General features: G+C 61.4%; 15 protein-coding genes. 9 read left to right on the top strand and 6 right to left on the bottom strand.

What is annotated here, in order from left to right; all coding sequences use genetic code 11:
• Positions 1-66: 66 nt before the first annotated feature.
• Positions 67-1,023, top strand: coding sequence for a hydroxymethylbilane synthase (hemC, locus tag R3X27_RS01830; protein WP_317707104.1), 957 nt, complete (start codon positions 67-69; stop codon positions 1,021-1,023).
• A 205-nt stretch (positions 1,024-1,228) separates the two neighbouring features.
• Here hemC and R3X27_RS01825 read toward each other — a convergent pair whose 3' ends face one another.
• Positions 1,229-2,635, bottom strand: a complete 1,407-nt coding sequence (locus R3X27_RS01825; RefSeq protein WP_317707103.1) for an FAD-binding oxidoreductase — start codon at positions 2,633-2,635, stop codon at positions 1,229-1,231.
• Between the two features lie 8 nt (positions 2,636-2,643).
• On the bottom strand, positions 2,644-3,327 hold the full coding sequence (locus R3X27_RS01820) for an arylesterase (RefSeq protein ID WP_317707102.1): 684 nt from the start codon (positions 3,325-3,327) through the stop codon (positions 2,644-2,646).
• Between R3X27_RS01820 and R3X27_RS01815 the strand changes: the two genes are divergently transcribed.
• On the top strand, positions 3,326-4,018 hold the full coding sequence (locus R3X27_RS01815; protein ID WP_317707101.1) for an ABC transporter ATP-binding protein: 693 nt from the start codon (positions 3,326-3,328) through the stop codon (positions 4,016-4,018). The genes R3X27_RS01820 and R3X27_RS01815 overlap by 2 nt on opposite strands.
• Positions 4,015-6,525 (top strand): ABC transporter permease, encoded by a 2,511-nt coding sequence (locus R3X27_RS01810; protein ID WP_317707100.1) that lies wholly within the window; start codon positions 4,015-4,017, stop codon positions 6,523-6,525. The genes R3X27_RS01815 and R3X27_RS01810 overlap by 4 nt, the downstream gene beginning before the upstream one ends.
• A 6-nt stretch (positions 6,526-6,531) precedes the next feature.
• On the opposite strand, the gene R3X27_RS01805 is transcribed toward R3X27_RS01810, so the two are convergent.
• Positions 6,532-7,464: an isopenicillin N synthase family dioxygenase gene (locus tag R3X27_RS01805; RefSeq protein ID WP_317707099.1), complete on the bottom strand. Its 933-nt coding sequence runs from the start codon at positions 7,462-7,464 to the stop codon at positions 6,532-6,534.
• A 149-nt stretch (positions 7,465-7,613) separates the two neighbouring features.
• On the opposite strand from R3X27_RS01805, the gene mnmH reads away from it, so the two are divergent.
• From mnmH to R3X27_RS01775, 6 genes are all read left to right on the top strand, one after another.
• Positions 7,614-8,666, top strand: coding sequence for a tRNA 2-selenouridine(34) synthase MnmH (mnmH, locus tag R3X27_RS01800; protein WP_317707098.1), 1,053 nt, complete (start codon positions 7,614-7,616; stop codon positions 8,664-8,666).
• Positions 8,667-8,864: 198 nt separating this feature from the next.
• Entirely contained in the window at positions 8,865-10,973 is a 2,109-nt protein-coding gene (locus tag R3X27_RS01795; RefSeq protein ID WP_317707097.1) for a glycosyltransferase, read from the top strand.
• 134 nt (positions 10,974-11,107) lie between these two features.
• The gene (locus tag R3X27_RS01790) at positions 11,108-12,601 is read left to right on the top strand and encodes a hypothetical protein (protein ID WP_317707096.1); all 1,494 of its coding nucleotides are present in this window, start codon (positions 11,108-11,110) and stop codon (positions 12,599-12,601) included.
• Positions 12,602-12,650: 49 nt separating this feature from the next.
• Positions 12,651-13,091 (top strand): hypothetical protein, encoded by a 441-nt coding sequence (locus R3X27_RS01785; RefSeq protein ID WP_317707095.1) that lies wholly within the window; start codon positions 12,651-12,653, stop codon positions 13,089-13,091.
• 118 nt (positions 13,092-13,209) lie between these two features.
• Complete coding sequence (locus R3X27_RS01780; RefSeq protein WP_317707094.1) at positions 13,210-14,475, top strand: nucleotide sugar dehydrogenase; 1,266 nt, start codon at positions 13,210-13,212, stop codon at positions 14,473-14,475.
• Positions 14,476-14,501: 26 nt separating this feature from the next.
• Positions 14,502-15,863 (top strand): glycosyltransferase family 2 protein, encoded by a 1,362-nt coding sequence (locus R3X27_RS01775; RefSeq protein WP_317707093.1) that lies wholly within the window; start codon positions 14,502-14,504, stop codon positions 15,861-15,863.
• A gap of 128 nt (positions 15,864-15,991) precedes the next feature.
• Here R3X27_RS01775 and R3X27_RS01770 read toward each other — a convergent pair whose 3' ends face one another.
• The 3 genes from R3X27_RS01770 to R3X27_RS01760 form a co-directional block, all read right to left on the bottom strand.
• Positions 15,992-17,758: a glycosyltransferase family 2 protein gene (locus tag R3X27_RS01770; protein WP_317707092.1), complete on the bottom strand. Its 1,767-nt coding sequence runs from the start codon at positions 17,756-17,758 to the stop codon at positions 15,992-15,994.
• A 124-nt stretch (positions 17,759-17,882) separates the two neighbouring features.
• Complete coding sequence (locus tag R3X27_RS01765; protein WP_317707091.1) at positions 17,883-19,046, bottom strand: UDP-galactopyranose mutase; 1,164 nt, start codon at positions 19,044-19,046, stop codon at positions 17,883-17,885.
• 858 nt (positions 19,047-19,904) lie between these two features.
• On the bottom strand, positions 19,905-21,230 hold the full coding sequence (locus tag R3X27_RS01760) for a glycosyltransferase family 2 protein (RefSeq protein WP_317707090.1): 1,326 nt from the start codon (positions 21,228-21,230) through the stop codon (positions 19,905-19,907).
• Between the last annotated feature and the right edge of the window lie 6 nt (positions 21,231-21,236).

The raw sequence follows: 21,236 nt of genomic DNA, 5'->3' as shown, positions 1-21,236 counted from the left end.
CTTGGCGCAAGGAAGTCAAGCCGGCGGGTGTTGTCAGCGCGCGGGACGGCATTTAAGCACGAACGCATGACACAACCGCTTCCCTCGCCCGCCTCGCCCTTCAGGATCGGAACCCGTGGTTCGCCGCTTGCGCTGGCGCAGGCCCATGAGACGCGCAGCCGCCTTGGCGCCGCGTTCGAATTGCCGCCTGAGGCCTTCGAGATCGCGGTGATCAAGACCACGGGCGATGACCGCACGTTGATTGATGCCGACCGGCCGCTCAAGGAGATCGGCAACAAGGGTCTCTTCACCCGCGAGATCGAGGAAGCGTTGCTTGACGGCGGAATCGACATCGCCGTGCATTCGATGAAGGACATGCCGGTAGAGCAGCCCGAGGGACTTACACTCGACTGCTACCTGCCACGCGAGGATGTCAGGGACGCATTCGTGACACTGGAGGGGGCATCCTTCGAGGCGTTGCATGAGGGTGCGGTTGTCGGGACATCGTCGTTGCGCCGCCGGGCACAGCTACTCCACCGTCGGCCCGACCTGAAGGTCGTGGAGTTCCGCGGCAATGTGCAGACACGGATGCGCAAGCTCGGCGATGGCGTGGCCGAGGCGACCTTTCTGGCCTGCGCGGGGCTGAACCGGCTCGGACTGGAGATCGCCCGGGTGCCGATCGAGCCGGAGGCGATGCTACCGGCGGTAGCGCAGGGTGCCATCGGAATCGAACGGCGGATGGCGGATAGCCGCGCTGCGATGATGCTGGAAGCGATCCATGACGGACCGACCGGACAACGCCTTGCCGCCGAGCGTGCCTTCCTGGCTGCGCTGGATGGCTCCTGCGAGACACCGATCGCCGGCCTGGCGCAGCTGGAGGGGGACACGCTGTGGCTGCGCGGCGAGATCCTGCGGCCGGATGGATCCGAGTGCCTTGCCGATGACGGCCGGGCACCGATCGAGGACGGCGCGGAGCTTGGCCGCGCTATGGCCGCGAAGCTGTTGGAGCAGGCAGGGCCGGGCTTTTTCGACTTCCGGGAGTGAGTGCCGCCGGAGCGATTTCACCGCGGTCCGGGATGGTCGCGTCAATCCGTTCATGGACTTTGGATCGGAGCAAGGAAGGGCACGGAACTACGCCGAAAGCACCGTGCCGCTTCGTTTCAATTGCGATGAAGCTCCGCCCTGTCCGCGACCCGACGCAATGCGGCTCGCGAACGTATTTCAAGCGACGGCCCCACGCACCCTGCGGTCAGGGCAGAACCTTGCCCGGATTCATCCGGCCTTCCGGATCAAGCGCCAGCTTGATCTGACGCATGACGTTCAGCGCCACCGGGTTCTTGCGCCGCCGCATGGAGGCGAGCTTGGACTTGCCGATCCCGTGTTCGGCCGAAAAAGAGCCGCCATGGGCGATGGCCAGTTCCTCAACCACTTCGAGAATCTGATCAAGCAACTCCGCGTCATCGCGGCTCGGTTGCGCCGTGTAGTGGATATTCCCGTCGCCGAAATGGCAGACGATCATGCAACTCATATCCTCGTCCAGCGCCTTGAGACGTGGGCCGATCTCGTCCAGCCAGGCTTCCACATGGTCCAACGGCACACAGACATCGGTATTGACGAAGGGCGGATTTTCCAGCGCCACCTCGGCATTGCCCTCGCGGATCGCCCACATTGCGGCCCGTTGCGCCTCGTTCTGCGCCACGACCGCGTCGAGCACGGCCTCTTCTTCCAGCATCTCGCCCAACACCTCCTCGAGATAGCTCACGACCGGGATCGTGCCGTCATCGGCCGGGGTGGCATCGCGCGGGGCCGTGGCGCCGACCTCGATGAGCACGTTCACGTCGTAGGTCTCCTCGAACGGCGCGCGCATCCCGTCGAAATGGTCGACAATCGCATTGATGGTCGGCCCCGGCATGTATTCGAACGCCTCGACCGCGCCGCCGGTTGCCGTTTGAACCCGGTTGAGCAACGTGAGCGCATCTCCGAGAGACGGCACAGCGACCATTGCGGTGGCATAGGCGGCCGGTTTCGGAAAGAGCTTGAGATTGGCGGCGGTAATGATCCCGAGCGTGCCTTCTGCGCCTATGAAGAGATCCTTCAGCGCGTAACCGGAATTGTCCTTATGCAGAGCCGTCATCAGGTCGAGGACCTCGCCCGACGGCAACACCACCTCCAGCCCGAGGCAGAGTCCCCGGGTCGAGCCATAGCGCAGCACGTTGGAGCCGCCGGCATTGGTCGAGAGGCAGCCGCCCATCATTGCCGAGCCGCGAGCGCCGAAGATGAGCGGAAAGATCAGCCCGTGTTCGTCGACCGCCGTGTGCAGGTTGTCGAGCACGACACCGGCCTCGACCGTCACCACGCGTGCGTCCGGGCGGATCGCGCGGATGGCCTTCATCCGCTCCAGAGAGACCATCAGCGCGCCTTCGCCATAGGTGCCACCGCAGAGCCCGGTATTGCCGCCCACAGGCACGATCGCGACACCCGCCTTGCCTGCGGCCTTGACCACGGCGGAGACCTCCTCTGTCGCGGCCGGACGGACCACCGCCAGCGGCGTGCTGGCATAGACCTTGGTCCAGTCCGTGGCGTAGCGCTCCGTCTCCGCTCCGGTCAGGACATGGGCCGCACCGACGATCCGGCCAAGTTCTTCCAACAGTTCCATTCTTCCACTCACTCGATTTGATCCAACAGCGCTTCGACCTGCGGACCGAGCGCTTCGATGATGAGGGCAACGCCCTCGGCATTGGGGTGTATGCCGTCCGACTGCATGTGGCGCGCGGCGGCAGCGGGATCGCCCTCGACCGCCAGCCCGGCAAAGAAGCTCTCCGCATGAAGCGCGCCGAAATCCTGTGCAAGTTCGGGATACATGGCGTCGAACGCCACCTTGTAGTCAGGACCGAAATTGCCCGGCGCCTGCAGCCCGACCAGCAGCACCTCAACACCGGCCGCCTGCGCTGCCTCGAGGATGCCGCGCAAATTGGCACGGGAATTCGTCGGATCGATGCCGCGCAGCATGTCATTGCCGCCAAGTGTGACGATCATCCCGTCTACCTCTGGGGTCAGCGTCCAGGCCACGCGGGACAGCCCGCCGGCCGTGGTGTCACCAGAGACGCCGGCATTGATCAGCGCTACATCATGGCCGCGCGCGGTCAGCCAGGCTTCAAGCTGCGGCACGAACCCCTGTTCCTGCGGCAGGCCGTAGCCCTGGGTCAGGCTGTCGCCGAGTGCCGCAATCGTGAGCTGTTCCGCCACGGCAGGCAACGGCAAGAGGAGCGCAAAGACCAGAGCCGCCTTGCGCGCAGCCCATTGCGCGCCATATGCAAATGCTGAGATGCTTCTGGAGGCGCGACCCATGGCCGAACCAATTCTGTCCCTGCGGGACGTCACCCTGTCGTTGAGTGGCAACGCGGGGCGCGTGGAGATCCTGCACGGGATCTCGCTGGACGTGACGGCGGGGGAAACCCTTGGGCTTGTGGGTCCGAGCGGGTCGGGCAAGTCATCCCTCCTGATGGTCATGGGCGGCCTCGAACGCGCGAGCTCCGGCTCCGTTGCAGCGGCAGGGCACGACCTGTCGGCGATGGGAGAGGATTCGCTGGCCCGGTTTCGCCGCGACACTATGGGCGTGGTCTTCCAGAGCTTCCACCTCATTCCGACGATGACGGCGCTCGAAAACGTCGCAACCCCGCTGGAACTGGCCGGTCGGGCCGATGCCTTCGAACGCGCCGCCGAAGAGCTGGACGCGGTCGGGCTGGGCGAACGCATGGACCACTATCCCGCACAGCTCTCGGGCGGCGAGCAACAGCGCGTCGCACTCGCCCGCGCCGCGGCCCCTCGTCCGCGCATCCTTCTTGCCGACGAGCCGACAGGCAATCTCGACGGCACAACCGGCCAGGCAATCATGGAGTTGCTTTTCGGCCTGCGCGATCGGCATGGCGCAACGCTGGTGCTTGTCACCCATGCGCCGGAGTTGGCAGAGCGCTGCGATCGCATCGTGCGGCTGGTGGACGGTCGTCTCGACAGAGACGCCGCGGGAGCAGCAGCGTGAACCTGCCTGTCGCTGCGCGCATCGCGCGTCGGGAACTGCGTGGCGGATTGAGCGGCTTCTGGGTGTTTCTGGCCTGCCTGGCGCTTGGCGTCGCGGCGATTGCGGCTGTCGGCACGGTAAGGGCCGGGATCGAGGCGGGACTGGCGCGTGAAGGTGCGGTGCTGCTGGGCGGCGATGCCGAGATGACTTTCACCTATCGATTTGCCAGCGAGGACGAGCGCGCCTGGATGGAAGACGCGTCCGAGGCACTCTCCGAGGTGGTCGATTTCCGCTCTATGGCTGTTGTGGGCGAGGAGCGTGGGCTGACGCAGATCAAGGGAATCGACGGCGCTTATCCGATCTATGGCGAGCTCACCCTGGAGCCCGAGATGCCGCTGGAACAGGCGCTGGCCGGGCATGGCGCCGTGATGGAGCGCGTGTTGGCGGACCGGTTGGGACTGGCTCCGGGCGACGGCTTCCGCCTCGGAACGCAGGATTTCACCCTCTCTGCCATTCTCACGCGCGAGCCGGACGATGCGGGAGACGGGTTCGGGCTCGGACCACGTACGCTGTTGCGTACGCAGGCGCTGGAGGGCTCTTCCTTGCTCGCACCGGGCACGCTCTACGAGACGCGCTATCGTCTGCAATTGCCCGAGGGCACGGATGTCGAAGCGGCCAAGGCCGAGGCGCAGGCGCTCTTCCGCGATCAGGGGATGCGCTGGCGCGACGCGCGCAACGGGGCACCAGGCGTGGCGCGTTTCGTCGAGCGGCTGGGCGCCTTCCTCGTGCTGGTCGGGCTGGCGGGGCTGGCAGTTGGCGGAGTCGGCGTCTCGGCGGCGGTGCGGGCCTATCTCGACGGCAAGCGTGAGGTGATCGCCATCCTCAAGACGCTGGGCGCCGAGAGCGGGACGATCTTTGCCGCATACCTGATGCAGATCGGTGCGCTGGCCCTGCTGGGCATCGCGCTCGGGCTGGTCCTTGGCGGGCTGCTGCCGCTGGCCTTTGCGCCGGTGATCGAGGCGCGCCTGCCCATTCCGGCCGCCTTCGCGATCTATCCGGCACCGCTCGCGGAGGCCGCACTGTACGGAGCGCTCACCGCGCTTCTCTTCACCCTCTGGCCATTGGCACGCACCGAGGAGATCCGCGCCGCCACACTCTTTCGCGACCTCGTCTCCAGCCGGTTCCACTTGCCCCGCCCGCGCTACCTGATCCTCACGGTGGCTCTCCTGGCAGCGCTTGTCGGCTTCTCCGCCTGGTTCTCAGGTGTGCCGCACCTGACCTATTACGCCGCCGCCGGGATCGCCGCCTCTCTGCTGTTACTGGTGCTCGCCGCCCTCGCCATCCGCAGCCTGTGCAGCAAGCTCGCCCGGGCGCGGTGGGTGCGCGGAAAGACCCCGCTGCGACTGGCGCTCGGCGCTGTTGGTGGTCCGGGGGGCGAGGCGACCTCCGTGGTGCTGTCGCTGGGGCTCGGGCTGACGGTGTTGGCCTCGGTGGGCCAGATCGATTCCAACCTGCGCAGCGCCATCGCACGGGACCTTCCCGAAGTTGCCCCCTCTTATTTCGTCGTCGACATCCAGCCGGACCAGCTTTCGGGCTTTCTGGAACGGGTCGAGGGCGATCCGCAAGTGAGCCGGGTCGACAGCGCGCCGATGCTGCGTGGCGTCCTCACCCGGATCAACGGTGTGCCGGCGCGCGAGGCGGTGGGCGAGCATTGGGTGATCTCGGGCGACCGGGGCGTGACCTATGCCGCCCTGCCCGATAGCCGCACGACCGTGACGGCGGGGGCATGGTGGCCTGAGGACTATGCCGGCCCGCCTCAGATCAGCTTCGCCGCCGAAGAGGCCGAGGAGATGGGGCTGGCGCTTGGCGACAGGCTCACGATCAACATCCTTGGCCGTGATATCGAAGCGGAGATCACCTCCTTCCGCGAGGTCGATTTTTCCACCGCCGGGATCGGCTTCATCCTGACGATGAACCCCGCAGCCGTGGCCGGTGCGCCGCATAGCCATATCGCCACTATCTATGCCGACCCGCAGGCGGAGGCCGCGATCCTGCGAGACCTGGCCAAGACCTATCCGAACATCACCGCCATCCGCGTGCGCGACGCCATTGACCGGGTCAGCGAGGTGCTGGCCGGTATCGCGGCGGCGATCACCTATGGCGCGGCGGCGACACTGCTGACCGGACTGGTCGTGTTGATCGGAGCGGCGGCGGCAGGCGAACGGGTGCGGATCTACGAGGCGGCCGTGCTGAAGACGGTCGGGGCTGCGCGCGGACAGATCCTCGCCTATTTTGCCATCCGCTCGGCCCTGCTCGGGGCTGCCGCGGGATCGGTCGCGATCCTCTGCGGCGGGCTGGCCGGATGGGCGGTGACGACATTCGTCATGGAGACGGATTTCGCCTTCGAGCCGGTCTCTGCGCTGGCCATTGTCCTTGGCGGTGTGTTGGCGACGCTGTTGGCCGGGCTCGGCTTTGCCTGGCGTCCGCTCGCGGCACGTCCGGCGCGTGTCCTCCGGGCGCGGGAGTGAGGCGGATCAGCGTCGCGGAGACATGTGCGAGGCGGCAAGGCGTTCGGTGAGATAGGCAGCGTAGGTCTTGGCCCGCCCTTCCGCAGCCTCCGTCGCGGCGAGGTCCGGCAATGGCGCGACCGGCACCCCGGGTCCAGGATCGAGATAGAAATTGATCGCGTAGCGCCGGTTCTTCGGCGTCTGCACCCGATGCGGTGTGGCGCGATAGCGGCCACCGCTCCAGCATTCGAGACAATCACCGACAAGCAAGACGAAGCAGCCCGGCTCTGGATCCACATCGACCCAGTCGCCGTTGGCCAACCGCGCCTGCAACCCGGGTTCGGTATCGATGTTGAGAAGTGTGATCGAGCCATAATCGGTATGCGCCCCGGCGCCAATCTCCTTCTCCACACCGGTGGCAGGCGGGTAGGTGACGAGACGCAGCGTCGCCAGAGGATCGGAAAAGAACGGCGCAAAATGGTTGGCGGGCAGGCCGAGATCGAGCGCAATCGCTTCCTGAAGCTTGGTGCCAAGCGCGAGCATCACGTCGAAATAGGCCAGCGTGGCCTCCCGGAAGCCACGGATCATCGGCCAGGGGGTTGGCGTGCGGAACGGCTGGAGCGTGGCGGCTCGAGGATCGTCGCGCGGCAGTTCCAGCCCGATATTGAAGCCTTCCCGCCGCTCAAGGATCGACGCGCCATCGGCCAGTTGCTCTGCCCCCATCCGGGTCCAGCCACGGTTATGCTGCCCCGGCTGCATGGCGAGGGTGCGTTTCTCGGCCTCGGTCAGGTCAAAGAAGGCAGCAGCGTGGTGGAAGACTTCCTCGCTCAGTTCAGTCGGAATCCCGTGGTTCGAAAGTCGCAGAATACCGGGACCGCGCAATGCCGCGCCCAGGTCGTCTACGAACCCTTCCCTGTCCGTCGCTTCACCATAGCGGCGCCAGTCGAGCTTCGGGATCATGTTGCCTCCCCGCATTCCATACTCCGACGCTCCACTTTTGGGCGAGTTTTATCAAGCGCCTATCTGCCGCAACTTGTCGGTTTTCCGGAACGTCCCTGCCCCTTTCGCCAGCGCTTTCCCTCAGCGCGGCGCTGCGCTATGAGCCGACCATGCCGTATCAGCTGCCTGACCTCTCCCGCCCGCTGGAGCTGCCCTTCGACAGCATCATCGATGTCCGCTCCCCCGACGAATTCGCCGAGGACCACCTGCCTGGTGCCATCTCCCTGCCGGTTCTGGACAATGAGCAGCGCGCTGAGGTCGGCACGATCTACAAGCAGGAGAGCCCCTTCAAGGCCCGCAAACTGGGGGCGGCGCTGGTGGCGCAGAATGCGGCCCACCATTTGCAGGGACCGCTGGCGGCAAAAGACGGGGCGTGGAAACCGCTGGTCTATTGCTGGCGCGGCGGGCAGCGCTCGGGCTCTTTCACGACGATCCTGAAACAGGTCGGCTGGCGGGCGGATGTGCTCTCGGGTGGCTATCAGGATTATCGCAGGGCAGTGGTCGCACAGCTCTATGAAAATGAACTGCCGTATCGCTTCGTCCTGATCGACGGAAATACAGGGACGGCCAAGACAGAGATCCTGCATCTCGTCGCGGCGCGGGGCGGGCAGGTGCTGGACCTCGAAGGACTGGCCAATCATCGCGGCTCCGTGCTTGGGCCGCGCCCGGGCGGGCAGCCGAGCCAGAAGATGCTGGAGAGCCGGCTGGTGTCGGCGCTGGCCGAGCTGGACCCGGCGCGGCCCGTGCTGGTGGAAGCAGAGAGTTCCAAGGTGGGCGACCTGCTGGTGCCGCCCGCGATCTGGGCCTTGATGCGGGCCGCGCCGAGGGTGCGAATGCAGGCCAGCGTCGAGGATCGCGCCCGCTATCTCGCCCGGGCCTATGCCGATATCTGCGCCGCCCCGGAGGAGCTGAAACGAATCCTGTCGCTGCTGGTGCGGCTGCAGGGGCATGAACGGATCGATGGCTGGAAGCGGCTGGTCGATACGCGGGACTTCGAGACACTGGCGCTCGATTTGATCACGCAGCACTATGACAGCCGCTACGCGAAATCGCGCTCCGCGGCCGGCGAACCAGCCGAGTCTATGCAGATCACCCTCGACGACGACGGTCTGGAACGGGCGGCAGATGGTGTGCTGGCGGCGGTCAACCGGCTTCGCCCCTGAGCGGCTGACAGGGCCACGGAAACGGTGGGGCGCTCCTCTGGGCCGCCCCAAGAGCCAGCCAGGGCCACTTCGCGGACTTTGCTTGCGACACTTCGGCAAACAGCTTAGCTAGGCATAGCGCTGCGGTGGGTCGTGGTAAATTCGGTTCCGGTGCCCGATACAGGATCGGCCCGATGATTCAGACTGATGCAGGACGAGATGACTTCCACGAAGAACGACATCGTAGACTGGGTATTCAAGAACGGATCGTTCGATCCCGAATGGTACGGCAAGAGTTTTCCCGATGTCGGGGCGTTGGATCTTGAACCAGAGCAGCATTATCGTCGTTTCGGCGCCCTTATGAAACGACCGCCAAACGCCCGTTTCGCTGCCGATCCGACGTCTTTTCTGATTGCCGTGCAAGGCAAGCCGAAAGAGAATCACGAGTTGCTCGTCGCAAGCAGGATTGCGCAGGACGGGGATCACGATATCGCCGTCCGTTTCGCGGAGACGTATGTCCCCGAAGACATGGCCTACGCAATCGAAACCCTGCGCGCCAACCGGGCGTTGGCGACTGGAGATTCCGCTGGCTGGCTGCGGCACCTCAACAGCTACATCGGTCGCTTCGGCGCCGCGCCGGTTCAGATGGGTGCTGGAGGGCAATTGCTCGACCGGCTCTCGACAGGGCCTTTGCCCGCCGTGACGGGCGGGCCGCTGGTCTCGGTGATCATGCCGGCCTGGAATGCCGAGAAGTCGATCCGGCCAGCGGTTGCCTCGATCCTCCGACAGACCTGGCGGAATCTCGAACTGCTGATCGTCGACGATGCCAGCGAGGACGGAACATGGGGCATTCTGCAAGAGATTGCCGCCAGCGACAGCCGGGTGAAGATCTTCCGCAACAAGGTCAATGTCGGTCCCTATGTCGCCAAGAATATCATGGTCTCGATGGCATCGGGCGACTGGATCACCGGCCATGACGCCGATGACTGGGCCCATCCGCAACGGCTGGAACATCACCTCGGTGCCGTCCTGAAGAGCCCGACACCGCCGCGCGCCTCTCTGCCGCTCATGTTGCGGCTGTTGCCGGATGGTTCGCTTGACCGGTTCACCCCGATTTCGCATTTCTCCATCGACGGGATCGCGCGCGAAGCGCCCATCGCCTGTGTCTTCAATGCCGGTTTCCTGCGCGACGACCTCGGAAGCTGGGATTGCGTGCGCTTCGGTGCCGACAGCGAAATGATCGGACGAGCGCGCAAGCTGCTTGGCGACGAGTGCCGATCGCACGATCAGATCGCCATGTTCGCCATGAGCTTCGAGGACAGCCTGACCAACCATGCCACCCACGGGGTCAGCCGCACGACCGGACCTTCGCAGATCCGGAAGGATTATGCCGCCGCGTGGCGGAACTGGCACAAGACGATTGATGCCGACAGGCCGGGCACGGCGCGATTGCCGTTTCCGCCGGAGGACGCATCGGAGCGGCCCTTTGCGGCATCGCCGGAGGCCCTTGTCCCACTCTGCAATGTACGGCGCAACCATGCCGCCATGACCGGCGACGGGATCGACGATATTTCCGTGACGGTGCTCTGCCCATCCAAGCGTCCCGGCTTTCTCGGCCATATCTCGGCGCAGATCCGGTCGCAGGTGCACCCCAACCTGCACGTGGTATTCGTTGCGCACGGACCGGGGCATGATCCGGAGGAAATCCGACGCAGTTTCGCCGGGGTCGCTTCGGTGACGGTGATCGAGCTGCCCGACCCGGATGTTACCCTCGGCGTTGCATTGAACTTGGCCCTAGAGCAGTGCCAATCGGACCTTGTCGCCAAGATCGACGACGACGATTTCTACGGCCCGAACTATATTCGCTCTTCGCTCGCGACGTTCCTTTTCAATGGCCATGACGACGTGGGTATTGTCGGGCGCAACCGTGCATTCTGCTATGTCGAGGATACGGACGCCTTTGTGCTGCGGTTCAAGCGCACCGATACGAACGTGATCAAGAGCAGGGTTTTCGGTGGTACCATCTTCTGGTCCCGCCAGAAGTTGCAAGACCAGAAGTTCCAGGATCTCCCCCGAGCGATCGATACCGCCTTCTTCAAGGATGCCGAGGAAAAGGGTGTGAAGATCTTCTCGGGTGAACCGGAAGACTATGTTCATGTCAGGTATTCCCTTATTTCCGAGCACACCTGGAAAGCCAGCGTGGAGGATTTCCTGCGCCCTACGACAGAGCTCGCCAAGGGATTGCGCCTCGATCTGGCCTGGAGTTCGCAACGCGCCCCGGAGATCGCGGAATTGCCAAAACATCCCGTACGCGACGAAAATCCTTAGGGGGGGACTGATTTGCGGCAGATCGGGCTCTTTCAACACAGACTCACGCGGAACGTCGCCGGCTCGCGCAATCCGACACGGCGCCCGGCGCCTTTTCGGGCAGCGATGAGATCCTGTAAGTAAGGCAGAACACCATGACGAAACGAAAAATCATTCTCCATGTCGGCCAGTCGAAAGCCGGCAGCACCTCGATTCAGAACTACCTGGAGCAACAGCACGACCGGCTTGCCGAACAGGGTGTACTCTTTCCGACCTCGGTCCTGGCGCGACAGAACCCGTTCGACAAGGAACGGACCCCCGGTCACCGCAAGCTGCTGACAGATATCGAGAACGGCGATGTGTCGGCGTTTGAGGCGGAGGTTGCGCGACACGATCCGCACACGTTGATCCTGAGCGTCGAGGGCCTTTTCTCCGACATGCCCGCAGACACGTTGCACATGTTGCGAACGTTCTTCGCCGATGATGACATCGAGCTGGTTGCCGTGCTTCGCCCACAGCTGGACTGGCTGCGATCGCGCTACGTGGAGGATGTTGTGACCGGGTTCAAATCCGCCTTCACCAAACCCTTCGCCGAATATGCGCGAGATACTTACGAGGACCAGACGCTCTCCTACCGGAAGCGCCTGAAGGTGCTGGAGCAGACGTTCGAGGCAACCAAGGTATCGGCGATTGCCCTGGTGCAGGGAGAGAGACCGCTGGTGCCTCGCTTCATGGAAGCCATCGGCCTGCCGGTGACCGACGCGGAGCTCGCGCGCGGGATTCACGCCAATCACCGTGAAAAACCGGCAGCCCTGATCGAAGCGAAACGCCGCCTGAACACCATGACCCGGACGCTGGAAACCCGGGAACGCCTCGAACTCGAGAAGTTCCTGCGCGATATGGCCGCTGAACTGGCCGAGGATCTGGACGGATCGGATGAGGATGCCCTGCAATGGAAGGTGCCCTACACCGATAGCGAGTTTGACACCCTGGTCTCGGGCAACAGCGCCCTGCATCGGGAGGGTGTTCTCGATACGCCGCTTCCGATCGGCGACCCGGGGACGGGAGATCCCGCACTCGGTCCCAAAGCACGGGCCGCCATGGAACACCTGTTCGCCTGCGGACTGTCGGACGCGATCGAGATTGCCGGGCGTGCCGAAGAGCCGAAGCGCTTCCGTGGCTCCGCGCTGGAGCTGACGCAGGAGGATGCGACCCTGATCCTGAGCGCCGTTCGCCAGGCACGGGTGTCGCTGCATCTGAACGCGCCGGTCACAGCACTGTTGGCGGCCTGCGTGGACGACGGGTTGGTCAATCTGATCCTCTATCCCGGAGCCGCACATTACCGGCAGATCGCGCAACTCGAACAGCTCGACACCGCGTCGCCGCTGGCGGCGGTCGCGATACCATCCGCAGAGGTGTCGTTCCTGCGGCGCTGCCTCGACCGACTCGGCGTTGTGACCCCGGACCTGATCGTCGTGGGCGGCAAAACGACCCTCCGCCCACTCAAGCTGGCGCTGGAGAAGATCAAGCCGGCCTACCTGCTGCTCGTTGACGAAGCGACGGAGCGGCTGCCAGACTTGCTGCTGGACGGGTATGACGTCCAACACGCGAACCGATGCCTTTTGCTGCGCCGCCATTCCCCGGAATGACCGGAAAAACCGTCCAACCCACATCCAGGGACATCCAGGACCGACGACCATGACACAAGACGCCCCTCCGGTTCCCGAGAACACGCCGGACCACCACCTCTCCGAGGAGCTGGAACGCAAGCTGGCCGCACTTGAGAAGCAACAGTTGGCACAACGCGACGCGTTCGATCAGCGTGGCCGGAAACTGATCCGGCTTCAGAACGAGAATTTCCTGCTGCGCGACGCGCTCGAGACGCAGCACGAAACTGGGCTTCCCGGCTCGGAAATCCTGCAAGCCCAGCTTGGGCAGGCACGAAACGAACACGCGGCAGAACGCGACGCCCGGTTCCGGGAAACGGAAATCCTGACGCGCGCGCTCATGGAAGCCGAACAACGCCTCGGGGACGCCCAAAAGCAGATCGACAAGCACTTGGCCAAGCTCCAGAAGAAGAAAAATCGCGGTCTGGCGGGGCGGCTCAAGAAGCTGTTTGGAAAGCGAAAAAGATCCTGATCGGCCAAAGGACCACAGGTCGGCGGTGAACCCGCGCCGACCCGCCTGTGTCATTGCCTGCGCAAGTGGTTCTCACTATAAGCACCTCCGAACGAATTTACTGTCTTCAGGGGGCGTAATGCGTCTAGATTCCGTACGGATTGCAATCATTGGGCTCGGCTACGTTGGGCTCCCGCTGGCGACGGAATTCGGGAAGCGGTACGAGACCATCGGCTTCGACACATCGCGCAAACGAATCGACGAACTGCGCAACGGCATCGACGTCACAGGCGAGGTGGAGGATCTGAGCGTTGCCAGCGGGTTGCGCTTCAGCGACGACCTCGCGGACATTGCGTCGTGCAACGTCTACATCGTGGCCGTGCCCACGCCGATCGACATCGACCACAAGCCAGACCTCACGCCGCTGATCTCGGCCTCCAAAACGGTGGGCAAGGTGATCTCCAAGGGCGACATCGTCATCTATGAATCCACCGTCTATCCCGGCGCAACCGAAGACGACTGCCTGCCGGTGATCGAGGCACTGTCGGGGCTGCGTTTCAACGAGGATTTCTTCGCCGGTTACAGCCCCGAACGGATCAATCCCGGCGACAAGGCCCGCCCGATCACCAAGATCGTCAAGGTCACCTCCGGATCGACGCCGGAAGTGGCCGATTTCCTTGACGATCTCTATCGCTCGATCATCCCAGCAGGCACTTTCAAGGCGAGCTCGATCAGGGTCGCCGAAGCTGCGAAGATCATCGAAAACACCCAGCGGGACGTCAATATCGCCCTGATCAACGAACTCTCGATGGTCTTCTCGCGGCTCGGGATCGATACGGCCGATGTCATCGAGGCGGCGGCGACGAAGTGGAACTTCATGCGCCTCACCCCCGGTCTTGTCGGGGGACATTGCATCGGTGTGGATCCCTACTACCTGCTGCACAAGTCGGAACGGTCCGGCCACATCCCCGACATCATCCGCCTCTCTCGCGAGATAAACGACGGGATGCCCCGGGAGGTCGCGCGACGGCTGGTGCGGGCGATGATCGAGCAGAACCTCCCGGTCAAGGACGCCAAGGTCCTGCTTCTCGGCGCGACCTTCAAGGAGGACTGTCCGGACACTCGCAACACCAAGGTCATCGCATTGATGGCCGCGCTGCAGGAATGGGGAATCGACACCGAGATTGACGACCCCCATGCCGACCCCAAGGAGATCTCCGAGGAATACGGCGTGTCGTTCACAAAACCCGAGGACGGTGCGTATGAAGCGATTGTTCTGACCGTCCCCCACAAGGAATATACCGCCGCGGGACCACAGGCCCTGCGCCGGTACCTGAAACCGGACGGCGTGTTCTTCGACCTGAAAGCGGCATTCGACAAGGCGGAATCCGATCTGCGGCTTTGAGGCGCGACGCCGGGAGGAGAGCTGGGATGGAAGACTGGACAGGAAAATGGCGTGACCGCCTGGTGAAGTCCGGGTTGTTCGACCCAGACTGGTACGCCCGGGCCTATCCTGACGTGGCGCGCAGCGGCATGGAACCTCTGGAGCACTTTCTTGCCCTGGGCGCTGCCATGCGCCGCGACCCCGGGCCGGGTTTCAGCGAAGCCTTCTACCGGATTGCTGATCCGGCGCAGCAAGGGGCCACCGAGAGCGCCCTGCGCAGACGTCTGGAAATGGAAGAGCCGAAAGTTCGCGCCCATCTGGTGATGGTGGCTGCCAAGGCCCTGTGCGACGCGGGGCGGATCGACGATGCGATGACCCTTGTCCGGGAGCATGCGCGCTCGCTCGTACCGTCGCCTGCCTGGATCCTGAGGGCGAACCGTGCGCTGCTGGCCGGTTCCGAACGCGACTGGCTGGCGAGTTTGAACGGCTACCTCGATGCGTTCGATATCCTGCCGATCGTGCTCGCCGACGGCGGGACACTGCTGCACCGGCTGACAACCGGTCCGGTCGCGAAAACGACTGGCGGGCCAAAGGTCAGCGTTCTCATGAGCGTCTTCGATTCCGAAGACACGGTGCAGGCCGCGGTCGAATCGATCCTCCACCAGAGTTGGACCAACCTTGAGTTGTTAATCGTGGACGATTGCAGCACCGACGGGACCTGGACGATCCTGCAACAGCTTGCGGATGCGGATTCCCGGGTCAAGATTCGCCGCAACCAGAAAAACCTTGGTCCGTTCGTCTCAAAGAACATCGCCTTGCAGGACGCGACCGGCGCATGGATCACAGGGCAGGACGGCGATGACTGGTCCCACCCCCAACGTCTCGAGAAGCACCTGCGGGCGATCCTGCAGAGCGAGGGCGCAGTCAAGGCCGGTACCGTGTCGATGTTGCGCGTCGGCACCACCGGCTGTTTCGAGGATTTCATTCCGGCGAGCGCGCACCATTCTCCCGATGGAATCCGACGACGGGCCTTCATTTCCTGCCTGTTCGAGCGCGAGACGCTGAACGATAGGCTCGGCTTCTGGGATTCCGTGCGGTTCGGTGCCGACGGCGAGATGATAAAGCGGGCAGAGAAAGTGTTGGGACCGGCCTTCCAGGATCACGATCAATTGACGATGATCTGTTTCAACCTGTCGACAAGCCTCACCAACCACACGGAGTTCGGCTTGCGCACGGCCGCCGGTGTCTCCCAGACCCGCCGGCAGTACAACGAGGCGTTCCATGAATGGCATATGCATACTGATCCCGCGCGCCTGCGCCTTTCGTTTCCGCTCGAAAAGCGCCCGTTCGAAGTTCCCGAGGTATTGGCGGCAGGCTCTTCTGGCAACGATTTATCCAATGAAACGTGACGCCCCGTTCTACGAAACAACATGGTCGTGGAACTGCCCCTAAAGTCCGGGGCATTGTTTGGACGACGAACGGGAAGAAGAGATGGCTCGGATACGCTATCGGACGAGACTTTCCAGCACGCCCGTTCTCAATCGCCCGTTTCAAGCCCCAGGACAGACTGCCAATAGGTTTCGGTTCTGAAATCACCTGACCGGTGAAGGTAAGCGCTACGAATTTCAGCGCGGTTTTTACGCGCGGTCCGGATCAATTCATTTACGACCGTCTCGAGCTCGATATACGTGGCCTGATCCCTTTCAAAGACACACGGAACATCCTCGTAGTTGAGAACGACGCGTTGGAACGCCCAAGTGTCGAATCTATGCGAGTTGTTTGCGGTCTTTATAACGCCGATTTTTGTTTCATCCTTCACCGCGGAAAAATTCGTCTGAGGTCGCTGAAACAGTCGACTCACCAGAGAGCCTTTCTTCGGTGGAACAGGCACCAAGCTTTGCAAATCTGACTTTGAGAGTTCCCCTCCTCTTGAAAGGCGCTTGAGTTGCTGAAGACGTTCCTTCGGTGACGGTAAGTGCGCGAAAGCTTCTGGTCCGGCGATAGCATCTTCCAGAGCCCAGATTGCAGCCCTCATCATTCCGAAATCGAACACATTTCCAAATCCGACAATTCTGCGATACAATCGCGTCAATTGGCGCCTTATCCGATCATCTTCTCCATGCATGAAGGCCAAAGCCATATTGCTTCTCTGCGCAAGGTATTCTGAAATCGGGTTCTTCTTGGTTGAGAAATCGTCACAATGCGACGCCACACCATTCAACGTCACGACATTGAAGTCATTCGAGAGTGAAAAATCAATATCGTCACCACGCACAAAGAACGGGAATGGAAGGTGCTTGACCTGGGAAACGGGGAAGGCGAAATACCACCAAGCCCCGTAGTTTCCGTCTTCTCCCAAATCGTTGCGAATCACATTCTCTGGGTAGGAAAGATCTATTTCGCTGCCAATTGGCTTGATCGTCCGTTTCTCCCTTGACATGTCATGATAGAATCTCGCCGATTTCTCGAATTGGACAGTCGGGTTGGACATGATAAGCATGGCGCCGGCGACCGCAGTCCGATCATCCTCAGCATACTCCAGAACCGCAAGCGTCCGCAGGATGCTTTCTCTCTGGCAGGCAGCATCGTCATCCATGAAAAGGACGTGGGTCGCGTTCCGGTCCGACTTGAGCGACTCCATCAGGCCGCGAGTAAACCCGCCGGCTCCACCCAAATTGCGGTTGTGCAGGATTTCGATTCCGGGTTCGACGCTCGGCGTTATAGTTTCACCATTATCGACCACGGTCAAATGAACCTGCCGATCAGGAACCCCTGGCAAGACAACGTTTCGAAACGCCTCGATGGTCTTTTGAATCGAATCCTCACGGTTGAACGTCGTAATGACGATGTCCAGCTTCACCTCGCGCTTCGGAGCGCCTTCAACTGACCACGCCCCCCCGAGAAGGGTGCTTTCTTCTCTGCAACCGACAATCCTGAAGGAAATGGCCGCAAGAGATGAAATCTCATCGTCTTCCAAAGGAATCTCGACCTCCGATCCCAGGTCCAACTCTAGGTCACGAAGCATAATTTTGAGAGCGTGCTCCGTATGCCCGAAGATCTGGCAACGAACGGTTCCAGTTCCGTACAGGCGAAACGCGGCACCCGAAATGGGCGCAAAGGAGCGCCACTTCTTACAGCTAAACACATTGTAAAAGGTACAGAAGTCGGCCTGTTGTCCGAATCGGAGTGCCAATCCACTGTCGTTATAGCGTGGTGGCGAAATATCGTTCTTCCGATAGTAAAGCTCAGCGCTAGCCTGTTCTCCATACTCGGGCAGAACGACATTCTGGAGAATCTTGCGCATGATCGGAACCCTAGTTCGCCCAGCTTGCGGATAACTGGTTCTTGTGGCTAGTGAATCCTTGGCTTGTTGTACCAAGGTAGAAACCCGACCAGTTCAGCGGGGTGCATTGCACGAAGCGCCCCGATCACAGAACGGATTCATAGAAGGTCTGGGGAAGGTCTCCACCCTTGATGGCAGACAGGGCTGCACGACCTGCCTCGAGCGCTTCGCCAATTGTTACATCCATATCCAGATAGCGGTACGTGCCAAGGCGACCGACGAACGTCACACCTTCGGTCTCCCCCGCGAGTTTGACATATTGGCCAAGGAGTTCTTTGTCGGTGGCAAGTCGGACAGGATAATAAGGAGTGTCCCCCGGCTCACATGCGCGAGAATACTCACGGAATTGCAGGCTGCCTTTCGTTTCGTCCAGCGACCATGGCGCAAAAAACTTGTGGTCCGAAATCCGTGTCCAGGGCACATCTGTGTCCGCATAATTCAAGACAGCGTTTCCGATCCCCTCGTCGTCGTCGCTGCGGATCTCCTCGAAATCGAGTGTCCGGTATCCGAGCCGGCCGAGCTTGTGTGCGAAGTAGCGGTCAATTGGCCCAGAATAGAAAACATGCAGTGGCGCCTCGTCCAACTCCTCGAATTTTGCGCCGAGACGCAATTCGATATTCGAATGATCGAGAATTCCTTCAACCAGGTGCGTGTAGCCTTCAGCCGGAATGCCTTGAAACTGATGATTGAAGTAGTTGTCATCATAGGTAAACCGCAGCGGAAGGCGTTTGAGAATAGATGCCGGCAATTCCTTCGGTTCGATCCCCCACTGCTTACGTGTGTAACCGTAGAAGAAGGCCTTATAGATTTCGTCGCCAACGAATTTTAGCGCTTGATCTTCGAAAGTCTGCGGTTCGTCGATATCCTGGCGAGACTTCGAACGGATGAACTCCCGAGCCTCGGCTGGGTTCATCTGCATGCCGAAGAACTGGTTGATTGTGTGAAGGTTGATGGGCAGCGAATAGACATTCCCACCCGAAACGGCCTTCACCCGGTTCACATAGGGCATGAAAGTGGCATACCGATTCACAAGATCCCAGACTTCCTGATTGTCGGTATGGAAGATGTGCGGCCCGTATCTGTGCACCATGATGTTGGTGGCTTCGTCGCGCTCCGTGTGGCAGTTGCCCGCCGCATGACCGCGTTCGTCGATCACAAGGACCTCAAAACCGGCCTCTGCAAACTCACGTGCAATCACGGCACCCGAGAACCCTGCGCCCACGCAAACAATCCTGCGATCCAACGGCATTCCGGCCCCCTTTTGTTTCGTGCAACCTCGCCGGGTCTTCTTGCCATGCTGCCGCCGCTGTAGCAAGGCGATCCGCCACGAGATGACAGACACAAAAAACCGGGTTCAGCGTCGGTATCGGCACTGAGGTTAAACACTTGGACGCCGAGTCCGAAGTTTATGGTCAGACTGTCTTCTATGACATCGAACACCGGGGTGAGTGGACTTGTGGAGTTTTAAGTGTGGCACGTTACGTGGTCTTTCAGTCTTGAATGCTGGACCCCGTTCAGGGTCGGTTGCACCAAGCAAAGGGGGGTCACGAGATGGCAGCGGCATGCGCTGTCTTCCACTGCCAGCGACCGACCGAACCGAAAATACTCAGTTTCTGCTGATTCCAACAGGATTGTTGATCGCCCCCTGAGAAACTCGATCCGTTGATGAATTGGCTCAATCAGGCACCCGGTCGAGTGGATACTACAGTTACGGAAGTCTCGGCCGACGGCACCTGATCCTGTGGAGGCGCCTTCGCCCTGCACGCGTTGTGGAAGGATCTGCGCGCGTCTCTCCGTGATGATGGCTGACGACTACTTCGCAAGGTTGGCGCGGCCATGGTCTGGATGAAGGAGCGGAGAGCCGGTCAACCCTTGGCTCATAGGTCGAAAAAAACGCAGACGAACGAAACTCTCAGCCGGAAAACCTTATCTGTGCCCTGCCAAGGGTGGCGCTGAATGCCATAGCCGCAGGACACCCCCAATGCTGGGTCAACGAACTGCTGGCCTGGAACGTGCAGTCGTCAAGATAGACACCCAATGGCCGGTCGCCACCGCATCGGGTTGGCCACGGGTGTCAAGGTTTTCTCAGACCGCCGGGCGTCGGAATCTATGCATCTGGGCGCCGCGGGTGGCCGGGACCCCGAAGCCGATCAAGACCGACATGCTCCAGATCTGAGCGCAATTCTTCAACGTCCCGCTCCAAGAGCTCCAAAGATGCAAAGCTTCCCTCTCGTTGCACGCGAAGCTCCCGCGATATTTCATCGAGCTTTTCGTCCAGTACCGTCAGGCGCGCATTGACGCCACGCAACAGGACTTTGTCAGCGATATAGGAGGTCAAGCGAAGCGGAGCGCTTAAAATGTCCACCCAGTCAATTTTCACCAACCCATATCGATTGAATTTGAAAACTGCTCGCGCCATAAGACGGCGTTTTCCATATTCGCGAAAGACCTCATCGAAATATCGGCGTTTTCCAGTTCGAGCCATAAGAGCGATCCAGCTCCCCTGATCGCGCTTACCCCTGCCTTCAAGCGCCGAACGAAGCTCGTCCAGGCTGTGTTCTCGAAACCTCGGAGCCATCGCTTCCAACAACTCGACGCGTAACTCCTCGGGACATCTTGGCGCTATCCAACTCGCCTGTCCGATCAGCCAATTCGCGAGATCAACGCTGTAGGTCTCGCGTTGTCCCGCTTTTTCAAGGTCCGCCGCGATAATCGCATGATGGTCGAACATCTTAAAGATCCGACGATCGACGGTGGCCATTGTCTGTTCGGCGCGATTTACCCGGTGTTGACACAATTGCTGAGGGACCCAGACGCAGCGCTTTGCGGCGAGAGACGTGCGCCAGTGAAACGGATTATCTTCGAAGAAGAAATCACCTACGGGGAACCGAATGCCTGCGGCTTCGATCATTTGTCGCCGGTAGATCTTACGCCACGGAACCGCGATGAATGAGAGAAGTTTACGCCGCGTCTCCATATTCAAGGGCAATGAAGTTTCGCGCGGAAATTGCTTCCATAAAAGGAAGTCGGCTGGGTTCGACAACGCACCACTGGCGTCGTCGAGGATGAAGTAATTACAGAGAGCAAGATCGGATTCAGTCCTGATCGCGGCATCGTAGAGAGTGGCAAAAAAATCCCTGTCGTATCTGTCATCGCCATCAGCAAATCCAATGAACTCTCCCGTAGCAGCATCCAATCCGATGTTTGCCGCCGTGGCAACGCCGCCAATGGTGTTTTTCTCATTCAGGATGAGTTTCACATTGTCTTTGCCTTCGGCGAAATCTCGAATAATCTCCTGAGTACGATCCGTTGAACCATCATCGACGACAATTATTTCGAAATTGTCGAGTGTCTGGCCGGCGATGTCGTCAAGGCATTCTTTGATATACGATTCGACATTGTAGGACGTTACGATTATCGATAATTTTCGCATCTGCTT

This window comes from Tropicimonas sp. TH_r6 (assembly GCF_033101155.1).
Lineage (GTDB): Bacteria > Pseudomonadota > Alphaproteobacteria > Rhodobacterales > Rhodobacteraceae > Tropicimonas.
This window is presented reverse-complemented; position numbering and strand designations above follow the sequence as displayed.

Coding starts and splice junctions, on each gene's coding strand:
- hemC (WP_317707104.1), top strand. CDS start 67: ATGACACAACCGCTTCCCTCGCCCGCCTCGCCCTTCAGGATCGGAACC.
- R3X27_RS01825 (WP_317707103.1), bottom strand. CDS start 2,635: ATGGAACTGTTGGAAGAACTTGGCCGGATCGTCGGTGCGGCCCATGTC.
- R3X27_RS01815 (WP_317707101.1), top strand. CDS start 3,326: ATGGCCGAACCAATTCTGTCCCTGCGGGACGTCACCCTGTCGTTGAGT.
- R3X27_RS01820 (WP_317707102.1), bottom strand. CDS start 3,327: ATGGGTCGCGCCTCCAGAAGCATCTCAGCATTTGCATATGGCGCGCAA.
- R3X27_RS01805 (WP_317707099.1), bottom strand. CDS start 7,464: ATGATCCCGAAGCTCGACTGGCGCCGCTATGGTGAAGCGACGGACAGG.
- mnmH (WP_317707098.1), top strand. CDS start 7,614: ATGCCGTATCAGCTGCCTGACCTCTCCCGCCCGCTGGAGCTGCCCTTC.
- R3X27_RS01795 (WP_317707097.1), top strand. CDS start 8,865: ATGACTTCCACGAAGAACGACATCGTAGACTGGGTATTCAAGAACGGA.
- R3X27_RS01790 (WP_317707096.1), top strand. CDS start 11,108: ATGACGAAACGAAAAATCATTCTCCATGTCGGCCAGTCGAAAGCCGGC.
- R3X27_RS01785 (WP_317707095.1), top strand. CDS start 12,651: ATGACACAAGACGCCCCTCCGGTTCCCGAGAACACGCCGGACCACCAC.
- R3X27_RS01780 (WP_317707094.1), top strand. CDS start 13,210: ATGCGTCTAGATTCCGTACGGATTGCAATCATTGGGCTCGGCTACGTT.
- R3X27_RS01775 (WP_317707093.1), top strand. CDS start 14,502: ATGGAAGACTGGACAGGAAAATGGCGTGACCGCCTGGTGAAGTCCGGG.
- R3X27_RS01770 (WP_317707092.1), bottom strand. CDS start 17,758: ATGCGCAAGATTCTCCAGAATGTCGTTCTGCCCGAGTATGGAGAACAG.
- R3X27_RS01765 (WP_317707091.1), bottom strand. CDS start 19,046: ATGCCGTTGGATCGCAGGATTGTTTGCGTGGGCGCAGGGTTCTCGGGT.
- R3X27_RS01760 (WP_317707090.1), bottom strand. CDS start 21,230: ATGCGAAAATTATCGATAATCGTAACGTCCTACAATGTCGAATCGTAT.